At 70.5% G+C, this 11,141-nt stretch carries 7 protein-coding genes and 1 pseudogene; 7 read left to right on the forward strand and 1 reads right to left on the reverse strand.

The window, feature by feature from the left end:
* From IU459_RS38775 to IU459_RS27965, 7 genes and pseudogenes are all read left to right on the forward strand, one after another.
* A pseudogene (locus IU459_RS38775) lies at positions 1 to 374 on the forward strand (lytic transglycosylase); the annotation flags it as partial.
* Positions 375 to 999: 625 nt separating this feature from the next.
* A complete protein-coding gene (locus tag IU459_RS27940; protein WP_195132568.1) occupies positions 1,000 to 2,289 on the forward strand; it encodes a hypothetical protein in 1,290 nt (429 codons plus the stop codon).
* A 265-nt stretch (positions 2,290 to 2,554) separates the two neighbouring features.
* A complete protein-coding gene (locus IU459_RS27945) occupies positions 2,555 to 4,027 on the forward strand; it encodes a serine/threonine-protein kinase (protein WP_195132632.1) in 1,473 nt (490 codons plus the stop codon).
* Positions 4,028 to 4,046: 19 nt separating this feature from the next.
* A complete protein-coding gene (locus IU459_RS27950) occupies positions 4,047 to 5,537 on the forward strand; it encodes a serine/threonine-protein kinase (protein WP_195132569.1) in 1,491 nt (496 codons plus the stop codon).
* Between the two features lie 46 nt (positions 5,538 to 5,583).
* The gene (locus IU459_RS27955) at positions 5,584 to 6,807 is read left to right on the forward strand and encodes a serine hydrolase (RefSeq protein WP_195132570.1); all 1,224 of its coding nucleotides are present in this window, start codon (positions 5,584 to 5,586) and stop codon (positions 6,805 to 6,807) included.
* Positions 6,808 to 6,974: 167 nt separating this feature from the next.
* Positions 6,975 to 8,216 carry a tryptophan synthase subunit beta gene (gene trpB, locus IU459_RS27960; RefSeq protein ID WP_195132571.1) on the forward strand — a complete coding sequence of 414 codons (1,242 nt, stop codon included), beginning with the start codon at positions 6,975 to 6,977 and terminating at the stop codon, positions 8,214 to 8,216.
* Between the two features lie 77 nt (positions 8,217 to 8,293).
* The gene (locus IU459_RS27965) at positions 8,294 to 9,421 is read left to right on the forward strand and encodes a metallophosphoesterase (RefSeq protein WP_195132572.1); all 1,128 of its coding nucleotides are present in this window, start codon (positions 8,294 to 8,296) and stop codon (positions 9,419 to 9,421) included.
* 43 nt (positions 9,422 to 9,464) lie between these two features.
* On the opposite strand, the gene IU459_RS27970 is transcribed toward IU459_RS27965, so the two are convergent.
* On the reverse strand, positions 9,465 to 11,120 hold the full coding sequence (locus tag IU459_RS27970; RefSeq protein WP_195132573.1) for an alkaline phosphatase D family protein: 1,656 nt from the start codon (positions 11,118 to 11,120) through the stop codon (positions 9,465 to 9,467).
* Between the last annotated feature and the right edge of the window lie 21 nt (positions 11,121 to 11,141).

Here is an 11,141-nt window from a genome sequence, read left to right on the forward strand (position 1 = left end):
GTGCCGGGGCCGGGCAGGCGGCTGGGGGTGACCCGCAGGCGGCTGGGTGCATCCCACCGGGCACCGGCGCACCCGGCGCACCCGGAGTTCCCGCACCCGGCGCACCCGCACCACCCGCACCCGCCGCGCCCGGCGCACCCGCACCCGCCGCGCCGGGCGCATCTACACCCGCGGCGCCGGGCTCGCCTGGACACGAGGCGGCGCCCGGCGGCGATCCCGAATCCGGGATCGGCCCCGAACCCGAACCGGCTACCGAACCCCAGCCCGAACCCGCCGCCGAATCCGCTCCCGCCCCGCCACCGGGCATCACCCTGCCCTTCGGCATCGTCATCCCCATCCCCGGACCACCACCTCCGCCTGCGCCGGCGGGTTGATCGGGTCCGGGCGCAAACCTGCCGACCGCCCGGCTCGCCGAATGCGGGATAGGTGACGTCGCCCGCCACTCGGGAGCACGGATGCGGGTCGATAGCGAATCGTCTGTCCTGTGTTATCTCCGCCTGCGTCGGCGGGTTGGTCGAGGTGAGGCGCGCACCTGCCGACCGCCCGGCTTGCCTGAATGCCGGGTGGGTGACGTCGCGCCGCTGGGCGGCACGGATGCGGGTGGATCCAAATTGTCTTTCCTGTGTTATCTCCGCCTGCGTCGGCGGGTTGGTCGAGCTGAGGCGCGCACCTGCCGACGGCCCGGCTTGCCTGAATGCCGGGTGGGTGACGTCGCGCCGCTGGGCGGCACGGATGCGGGTGGATAGAGAATCGTCTTTCCTGCGTTACTTGCGCCTGCACTGGTGGTTTGATGGAGTCAGGGCGCATACCTGCCGACGGCCCGGCTTGCCCGAATGCGGGATGGGTGATGTGGCGCCGCTCGGCGGATACGGGTGTATAGAGACACCCGCACCAACCATGACGCGTGCCCCCCAATTGGTATACGCGGGGCGACTGGGCCAATCGTTGGCTAACCCCGTAACGAACCTTTATTAAGAGCATTCGATTCGAGGTGAACTCATGGCCACAGTCGGAATATCACCGGAGCAGACCGTGGTGCGGGGGGTCGTGCTCTCGGTGCAGCAAGGTAGGCCGCCGGCCGTGCTGCGGGAGATGGAACGGCCGGTCGAGCAGTCGGCCGCCGCGTCGGTCGCCGCCACCCTCGAGGCGTTGACGGGCACGGACGCCGATATCGAGATCGATGACGTCGCCATCGCGTACCGAACCGTTCCCGAGCGCCGGGCGATCGTGTCGCACCTGTCGTCGGCATCGTGGCATTCGTCGTCACTCGTATCGACCAAAACGGCTCTGCGCGCATTGCTCGACGACTTACCGGAATTGGCGGAGCACAGCACCGTGCTGGTGTTGGAGGTCCTCGGCTACCACACGGCATACCTGGTGGTCGGACCGCGGCGCGACGAGATCCTGGCCTCGGGCTCCTGGTCGTCCGGCGTCGTCGACGCCGATACCGCGAGCCAGGCGATCGGCCGGATTCGGTCGGCGTTGGAGGCGGCCGGATCGCTGCCCGACGTCGTCGTACTCTGCGGCACGTCGGCGGGTAAGCCGGATGTGGTGTCCGCGGTGCGGCTCGGGCTTGCCGCACCCGTGACCATCGCGCCCCACTTCGCCAACGCGGCCGCGTACGGCGCCGCCCTGGTGGCAGCCGCCCCCTTCCGCAGCGTTCCAGCGGTAGCGGTTCCGGCTGGCCGGCGTCAAACCGGGCGAGCGATCCTGGTCGCGGCGGCCATCGCCGCCTTGGCGGGCGGAGCCGCGGCCGCGGTCGTTCAGGCGCCCGAAGACCGACCGGCGAACACCGAAATTCGCGGCCCCGTGGCGGGCCCGGCTCTCGCGCAGGAACCCATGCCGCAGGCCCAGCCGGTCATCCAGATCCCGGCGGCCCCGCCTCCTGCGGTCGATCCCATGCCCGTGGCGACGACGCTTCCGTATCCCGAACCGTCTTTGCCGCCCGCGCCGCCTCCTGTGTCAGCCGAGGCCCAACTGCCCGGTCAGCCCGAGCCGCCCCCGCCGCCCATGCCTCCCGACCTGCTGCCTGGTCAGCCCTATCCGGGGCAGCCCCCGACGCACAGGCCGCACCCGACGACGTCGGCACCCGAATATGCTCGGGCTCCCGCCGAGGCCCAACGACCTGGTGAGCCCGGGCCGCCCCCGCCCATGCCTCCCGACCTGCTGCCGGGTCAGCCCTATCCGGGGCAGCCCCCGACACAACGGCCACATCCGACGACGTCGGCACCCGAACATGCTCCGGCTCCCGCCGGTGCACCCAACGACAGTTTCCGCCTTCCGGGTTAGTCCCGCCGCCCTCGAGGCGCCGACCCAGCGGTCGTACAGGCGGGGTGGGGACAACCACTGGAAGCTGAAGGAACGGTCGCTCGATGGCGGCTGAGCCGAGCCGGAAACGCACCCTGGGGAGCGACCACCGCGTAGCGCTTGGTGGGGGTGGTCGGCCCTGCGCTACACGGGGGCAGGCGGGGCGGCGAGGTGCGCATAACCTACGTCGGCGGACGGCGTGAACCCCGGTATTCTCCTCCGTCAGGGAGGAGGGCGCGTCGTGTCCATGCAGCCTGGCGACGTCTTCGCTGGTTATCGAATCGTGCGCCGGATCGGTGCGGGCGGGATGGGGGCGGTGTATCTCGCCGAGCATCCGCGATTACCACGCAGGGACGCGGTGAAGATCCTCGATCCGGAACTCGGTGCCGACGCGGAGTTCCGCGCCCGGTTCGAGCGGGAGGCCGAACTCGCTGCCCGGCTCGAGCATCCGAACGTGGTCTCCATCTACGACCGCGGCGCGGAAGGCGAGCTGCTCTGGATCGCCATGCGGTACGTCGACGGGCTCGACGCGGCCGAATTGGTGCGCCGCGGCCCCGCCGTGCTGCCCGCCCAGCGGGCGGTGCGGATCGTCGCCGCGGCGGCCCGTGGGCTGGACGCGGCGCATCGCAGCGGACTGCTGCACCGCGACGTGAAACCGGCGAACATCCTGGTTTCGACGGCCGATGACGGCTCGGACGCGGTCCGCATCACCGACTTCGGCATCGCGCGCTCCCTGGACGCCGCCGCGACGCTGACCACGACGGGAGCCGTGCTGGCCAGCTTCGCCTACGCCGCACCCGAGCAGCTGACCGGCGCACCGCTCGACCACCGCGCCGACATCTACTCCCTCGGCTGCACCCTCTACGAAATGCTGACCGGGACAGTCCCTTTCGGTCGGCGCACGCCCGCGGCGACCTTGCAGGCGCATCTCTACGAGCCGCCGCCGCGGCCCTCACAGGCGAACCCGAGGCTGCCCCCGGCGATCGACGAGGTCGTCGCCCGCGCGATGGCGAAGAATCCGGCGTCGCGGTACGCCAGCTGCGGCGAAATGGCGGACGCGGCACTGCGCGCACTGGATGCGCCGTCGAATACCCCGGTCGCCACGGTATTTCAGCAGGCCCCGCCACCGCGAGCGCACAGCGGACTTCTGGCGTTCAGCACGGGGATGGTCGCCCTCGTCATGATCGCGGTGCTCGCCGTGGTGCTGGTCCGTAGCGGCGGACGAACCGGGCAGCCGGTCGCCGCCCCGTCGTCGACCATGTCGCCATCCACGACCGGCCCGGTGCCCACCACACCGACCGCGTCCGCGTGGGGAGCCGCCGCCTACATCGTCGACGCGTTCCCGAATCTGCTTCCGGCGGATCCGGAAGGCGCTGGCTACCAAGGGATGCGCTGCGCCCTCAACGACGACCGCGGCGCGTGGCTGCACTGCCCGGCCGCCACCGCCGACGGGATCAACGTCAACATCCGTTGTGACCCGTCCCGTCGTCCGGTGACCTATACGTCCGACACGCTCGGCCGCACCGATCTGCACGAACAGCCATGGACGCGGCCGTCGGGCAGCGGCACCGTCCGGTGGGCCACCGACGACCTCGCCGGCTTCGGCCTGCTCGACGTGGCCTTCACCGACCCGCACCGCAATTTCTGCACGGTCAGCGCGTCCGGCGGGAACGGCGGCCGGGATGTGTACGACAGATGGTGGATCGGCGCGCCGATCTGAGCTGCAGAACGGGACGGGTATGGCGTTGCGTGTGGGGTCGGTAGTCGCCGGGTATCGGATCGAGCGCACGCTCGGCGCCGGTGGCATGGGGACGGTGTACCTGGCGCGCCATCCCCGGCTGCCGCGCTCGGTGGCGTTGAAGGTGCTCGACGCGTCCGCGGGCTCGGATCCCGAATTCCGCGCTCGGTTCCAGCGTGAAGCCGAACTGGCGGCGCGACTGGATCATCCGAACATCGTGGAGATCTACGACCGCGGCAGCGAGGACGGGCAGCTGTGGATGTCGATGCGCTACGTGGCCGGTTCGGACGTGGCGCGGTTGATCGCGGGGCACGCGCTGCCGCCGAGCCGGGTGGTGGAGATCCTCACTCAGGCCGCGGACGGGCTCGACGCCGCCCATCGGCGCGGCCTGCTGCACCGGGACGTCAAACCGGCGAATCTCCTGGTCGCCCCTGGCGACGACGGTCGCGACCAGGTGTTCGTCACCGATTTCGGCATCGCGCGCAGCCGCGAGGACACCACCGGCTTGACTGCCGCCGGTGCGCTGATCGCCACGCTCGGTTACGTCGCGCCCGAACAGATCAGGGGCGAGCCGCTCGACCACCGCTGCGACGTGTACGCCTTGGGCGCCACGCTGTACCAGATGCTGACCGGCGCCATGCCTTTCGTGCGCAGCACGCCCGCGGCGGTGCTGCGGGCGCATCTGGCCGAACCGCCGCCGCGGCCCTCGGCGGCCGATCCGGCTCTGCCCGTCGCGCTCGACGCCGTCATTGCCACCGCGATGGCGAAGCGCCCCGCCGACCGCTACGACACTTGCGGGGCACTAGCCGCCGCCACGGTCCGGGCACTCGCCCCGCCTCCCGCGCCATCGCGCCAGGAACGCGCCGGCACATCAGAGCCGCCCACACGCCCGGCTCGGCGCCTGCTGGTGGCGGCAGCCGGAGTGCTGCTGCTGGTCACCGCGCTCGCCGTGGCCCTCACCATGGGCGGCAGCACCGTGACGGGCAAGGGAATTCCCGGCAGCGCAACGCTATCCGCTTCCCCGCAGCCCACAACGCCCTCGAGTACCACCGCGGCCGCACCCGCGTGGGGCCGCAATGCCGACCTCGTCGCGCTGTTCCCCGGACTGCTCCCGGAGACTCCGCAAGGGGTGGGCTATCAAGGCGCGCGCTGCACCGACATCAATGTCGTCAACAATGGTGGCGCACCCGCGCTCGAATGCCGGCAGGACAACGGAATCCATTGGTACGTCTGGTCCTTCCGTCGCGGCGACCCCCGACGCGACTCGACCTTCGAGACCAACATCGACAACGACACCACGCGCCAGGACACCTGGCGCAGGACATCCGGATCCGGACGAGTGCGCTGGAGTTATTACCCGGGCGGCAACACGGGACTGCTCACGGTCGGCTTCGACGACCCAGCCCGGGCCTGGGTGGTGCTCGACGTCTCCTGGGATCACCACACCGGCCAGGACCTGGTCGACCAGTGGTGGCAATCGGCGCCGCTGTGAGACATCGCGCACCGGCGGCCCGGCTCGGGGCCGATAAGCTGGCCGGGTGAGCGCACTAACGGCCGGATCGGTGGCGATCGCGGAGGACCTGGACGCCGTGACGAGCCGCGGCCCGGAGGACGATCCCGCGGACGCCGGGCTCACCCGCGCGGACGTCGAGTCGGTGTGGGAATCGGTGCGCGCGTGGTACCGGCTGGGCACCACCCCGGCCATTCAGGTGTGCCTGCGCCGCAACGGCAGAATCGTTGTGAACCGGACCATTGGCCATGGCTGGGGCAACGCCCCCGGCGACGGGCCGGACGCGGTCCGGGTGCTCGCCACGCCGGACACGCCGTTCTGCGGTTTCTCCACGGCGAAGGGCGTCGCCGGTGCGCTGATGTTCATGCTCATCGAACAGGGCGCGTTCGGCCTGGACGATCGGGTGTCCGACCACATCCCCGAGTTCGCGGCGAATGGCAAGGCCGCCATCACGATCGGTGACGTGCTGTCGCACTCCGCTGGGATCCCCTTCGTCACGCCGCCCTATCAGGGCGTCGACCTGGTGCTCGACGAGGACCTGGCCGTGCGCGCGCTGGCCGAGCTGGTCCCGAGCTGGAAGCCGGGACGCTTCCGCGTGTACCACGCGTTGACCAGCGGACTGGTCCTGCGTCTGCTGGTGCGGCGGGCGACGGGAAAGCGCCTGCGGGAGCATCTGGCCGAACAGGTGCTGGAGCCGTTCGGATTCCGCTGGACCAGCTTCGGCGTGCGTGCCGAGGACGTGGACAAGGTGGTGCCGAGCGTCAAGATCGGTCCGGCTCCGTCGCGGGTGGCGACGTACCTGGCCGGCAAGGCGATCGGTGGACGCATGGACCGCGCGTCCCGCTCGGCGACCGACGCCTTCCTGACCGCCGAGCTGCCCTCGGGCAATCTGATCACCACCGCGTCCGAGCTCTCGCGGTTCTACGAGATTCTCACCCGCGGCGCGCCGGACGGCCGCCGGATCATCCGGCCGGAGACGCTGCAGGAGGCGGTGCGGCCGGCGCGGTGGATTCCGGGCGTGGCCGGGCGGGTGAGCCGAGCGGGTTTCGAACTCGGCGGGCGCAGGTCGAAGTTCGGCCGCGACACCGGATCGCACTTCGGGCGCAGCGGATTGACCACCCAGTACGGCTGGGCTGACCCGGCGCGCGGGCTGTCCGGAGCGATCCTCACCAGCGGCAAGGCGACCACCGACACCAAGCGGCCGTGGCAGCTGGTCGCGCAGATCTCCGCGACAGTGCCCGCCGACCAGTAGCACGCGGTACCGGCACGGGCGTCTCGAACGCCTCCACCAGTGAGAAGACCTTAGCCACCCGAAAGATCTAGTCTGTTAACTCGCTTGTTGCCGACCCGTGGGGTCGCGCTAGCGCGAGCGGAACAGACTGACCCGTCGGCTCTGTGGCGGTGAAAGCGTTGGTGGCGATGAGGATTGATCACGACGTGGCGGCGAGCGGGTTCCGGCACGAGCTGCTTCCTGATGAGCACGGACGATTCGGCGTTTTCGGCGGCAGATTCGTGCCCGAAGGACTGATGGCCGCGCTGCTGGATCTCGAGGCGGCCTACCGCCTGGCGCAAGCCGATTCGAGCTTCGTGGTGGAGTACCGGGAACTGCTGCGCGATCGGGTCGGCCGCCCCACGCTGCTGCATCAGGTGCGGCGGTTCGGCGAGTTGCTGGGCGTGCCGGGCGTGCGGGTTTATCTCAAGCGCGAGGACATGGCCCACACCGGCGCTCACAAGATCAACAATGCGCTCGGGCAGGCGCTGCTGGCCCGGCGGATGGGCAAGGGACGGATCGTCGCCGAGACCGGCGCGGGCCAGCACGGCGTGGCAGTGGCGACGGTATGCGCGATGCTCGGCCTGACCTGTGTGGTCTACATGGGTACCGACGACATGCGGCGCCAGGCGTCGAACGTGATCCGGATGAACCTGCTCGGTGCCGAGGTGCGGCCGGTCGACAGCGGATCGCGCCGGCTCAAAGACGCCATCAGCGAGTCGGTCCGCGACTGGGTGGCGAACCTGGACACCACCCACTACTTGTTCGGCACCGCGGCGGGGCCCGCGCCGTACCCGCGGATCGTGCGGGACTTCCAGACGGTGATCGGCGCGGAGACCAGACACCAGATCGCGCGGGTCGAAGGCCGACTGCCCGATTACGTCCTCGCCTGCGTGGGTGGCGGCAGCAACGCGATCGGTGTCTTCCACCCGTTCACCGACGATTCGCAGGTGCGGTTGATCGGTGTCGAGGCCGCCGGGCTCGGGGTCGACACCGGCGCGCACGCGGCGACGCTGAGCATGGGCAGCCCGGGCGAGATCGACGGCTCCTACAGCTACCTGCTGCAGGACGAGGACGGCCAGATCGCGCGGACCCACAGCATCGCGGCCGGACTCGATTATCCAGGCGTCGGCCCCGAACTCAGTCACCTGAAAGACAGTGGCCGGGTGAGCTATCGCGCGGCCACCGACGCCGTGGCGCTGCGCGGGATGCAGGCGCTCAGTCACACCGAAGGCATCCTCGCCGCGCTCGAATCGGCCCACGCCGTCGGGCATCTGCTGGAGATGGCCGACCGCGGCGAGGTTCCCGAGGACTCCGTGGTCGTGCTGTGCCTGTCCGGCCGCGGCGACAAGGATCTCGCCGTCGCCGCCGATCGGCTCGGCGTGGCATAACCGCTGCTATCGTCGAAGGTGTTCATGGCGCCGGGGGAGGGACCGCGCGCTTCACCCGCGCACGAGGACGAGCCCTCTTGAAGTATGTGTCCCGCCTGGTCCTGTTCCTGGCGATTCCCGCCGTGTTGTTCCTGCTGCCGTGGTGGACTTTGGTGGCGGCGCCCACCCAAGGAACCGGTTCGCTGTTCTGGCTCGGTACAGCGCTGTTCGCGGTGGCGTTCGGTTGCCTGCCCGCGTCGATGTATCTCGGCCACGGGCCCGCGCAATCGGATGCCGCCTCGATCGTCGGCGACACGCTGCTCGGCGTGATGTGGGTGGTGTTCAGCTGGTCGGTGCTCGGCAACCTCGCGCGCCTCGGGCTCGCCGTCGCCGGGGTCGGCGATCCGGCCCGCTCCCGGATCGTCGCGGCGGGCGTGCTCGCCGCCGCGGCCGTGCTGGTGGTGTGGGGCGTGGTCGAAGCGCGGCGGGTCCCGCGGGTTCGCGCCGTGGAGGTATCCATCCCCGGACTCGGCCCTGCGCTGGACGGCCTGCGCTTGGTGGTCGTCACCGACACCCATTTCGCCGCACTCGATCGACTGCGCTGGTCGGAGCGCGTGGTCGAGGTGGTCAACGCGCAACGCCCGGATATCGCCTGCCACGCCGGCGACCTGGCGGACGGCTCGGTGGCGAAGCGTCACGCGCAGGTCGATCCGCTCGGCAAGGTCGAGGCCGAACTCGGCCGGTTCTACATCACCGGCAACCACGAGTACTTCGGCGACGCGCCGGGCTGGATCGACCACATGAGGTCCCTGGGCTGGCAACCGCTGCGCAATCAGCACCTGACGGTGCGCCGCGGCGACGATCAACTGGTGATCGCGGGCATCGACGACCCGACGGGCGTCGGCCTGGACGGTCATGGCCCGGACCTTCCCGCAGCACTCGCGGGTGCGGACCCCGGCGCGCCGGTCGTCCTGCTCGCCCACCAACCCAAGCAGATCGCCGATGCCGCGGCCGCCGGTGTCGCACTACAGATCTCCGGCCACACCCACGGCGGCCAGATCTGGCCGTTCCACTATCTCGTTCGGCTCGATCAGCCCGTCGTCGCGGGATTGAGCCGCCACGGCGGTACCCAGCTCTACACCAGCCGGGGAACCGGCTTCTGGGGACCGCAACTGCGGGTCTTCGCGCCGAGCGAAATCACCGTGCTGATCCTGCGTCCGCAGTAGCCGAGCGCTGGGTTCGCCACGGCATACGGCAGCGAACGCCTGGTCAGCGGCCGCCGCGGGTGCCTTCCGCCCGGCTGGTGGCATCGGCCTCGGGCGCGGGCGAGACCGGACCGCCGGGACTCCATGCCTCGGTGACGCCCGGAATCCCGTCTTGGACGACGTAACTGGCGCGGGTGTGGATCGGCGCGCCGGGACGGCGGACATAGGGCACCACGCGGAAGTCGTTGCGCCAGATCCGATGATCGAGTTCCACGCGGACATACCCGCGCTGCGCGTTGAAGAACTTGAGGTCGGGGTTCGCCGCGAGCAGCAGGCGGCCTTTGGCGGTGAGGTCGGCGCCGTCGCCGTTGCTCGTGATCGAGGTTCCGGTGAATTCCGCCGCCACCACCGGTGAGCCGGGATCGGTGTAGTCACGCCGCAGATCGGCGGCATGGTTCTCGTGGCGGTCGCCGGTGATCACCACCAGATTGCCCGCACCGCGGTCCGCGGCGGCGCCGAGCACGGCGTTGCGATCGGCGACGTAGCCGTCCCACGAATCGGTGGACACTCTGACCTCAGGGCCCGGGTCGGTGTCGTTCTGGCTCATGCCAACCTGGTTGCCGATGATCTGCCAGCGGGCGGGCGAGTGGGTGAAGCCCTCGATCAGCCAATCCCGTTGCCGCGCACCCAGAATGGTGCGGCCAGCGGAGAACCGGTCGGCGCAGTCGGCGACCACCGCGCCGTCGCACGCCTGCGCAGTACGGTACTGCCGGGTGTCGAGCATCGTGATGTCCGCGAGATCGCCGAAGCGGAAGCGGCGGTGCAGGCGTATGCCCTGCCCGGACGGCAATGCGGTGCTGCGCAGCGGCTGATGCTCGTACATGGCCTGCAAGGCGGCGGCGCGACGGCGGCGGAACAGGGCAGGGACGCGCCAGATGTCGAGCCCGATGCCGGGCGTGTCGGCCGCCCAGTTGTTGTCGACCTCGTGATCGTCCATCGTGACCAGCCACGGGAACGCGGCATGCGCGGCGCGCAATGGTCGCTCGGCCTTGTACAGCGCGTACCGCAGCCGGTAGCCCGGTAGATCGACGGCTTCGTCGCGCAAGTCCGGACCGATCGCGACGCCTTGGCGTCCGTTCACCCAGGCGCGCTCGTAGATGTAATCGCCCAGATGCACGACCAGGTCCAGGTCTTCCTGGCTCAGGTGTTCGTAGGCGTTGTAGTAGCCCGAACTCCAGGACTGGCACGAGGCGAACGCGAAGCGCAGCCGTGCGAACGGCTGCCCCGGCGGCGGGGCCGTACGGGTCCGCCCGACCGGGGATATGGCCGAGCCGGCCCGAAACCGGTAGAAATACCAGCGATCCGGTGCCAACCCGTGGACCTCCGGATGCACGCTGTGGGCGAGGGCGCGGGTGGCGAGCGCTGTTCCGCGGGCCACCACCTGTCGGAAGTGTTCGTCGTCGGCGACTTCGTACTCGACGGTGACCGGGTCCAGCGGCATGCCGCCGAGCCCGTCGGGCGCCAGCGGATCCGGCGCCAATCGCGTCCACAGCACCACACTGTCGGGAGCGGGATCCCCGGACGCGACGCCCAGCGCGAAGGGATCACCCAGCCAGCGCGGCGCCGGGAACCGGGCACTGCCGGCAGCCGCCGTTCCCACCAGCACCGCGACCGATCCCGCTGCGCCTGCTCGTAACACTTCCCGACGAGAGAGGGCCATACATCAGCGTACGGCCGCTCC

It is taken from the genome of Nocardia amamiensis, from assembly GCF_015477605.1.
Classification (GTDB): domain Bacteria; phylum Actinomycetota; class Actinomycetes; order Mycobacteriales; family Mycobacteriaceae; genus Nocardia; species Nocardia amamiensis_A.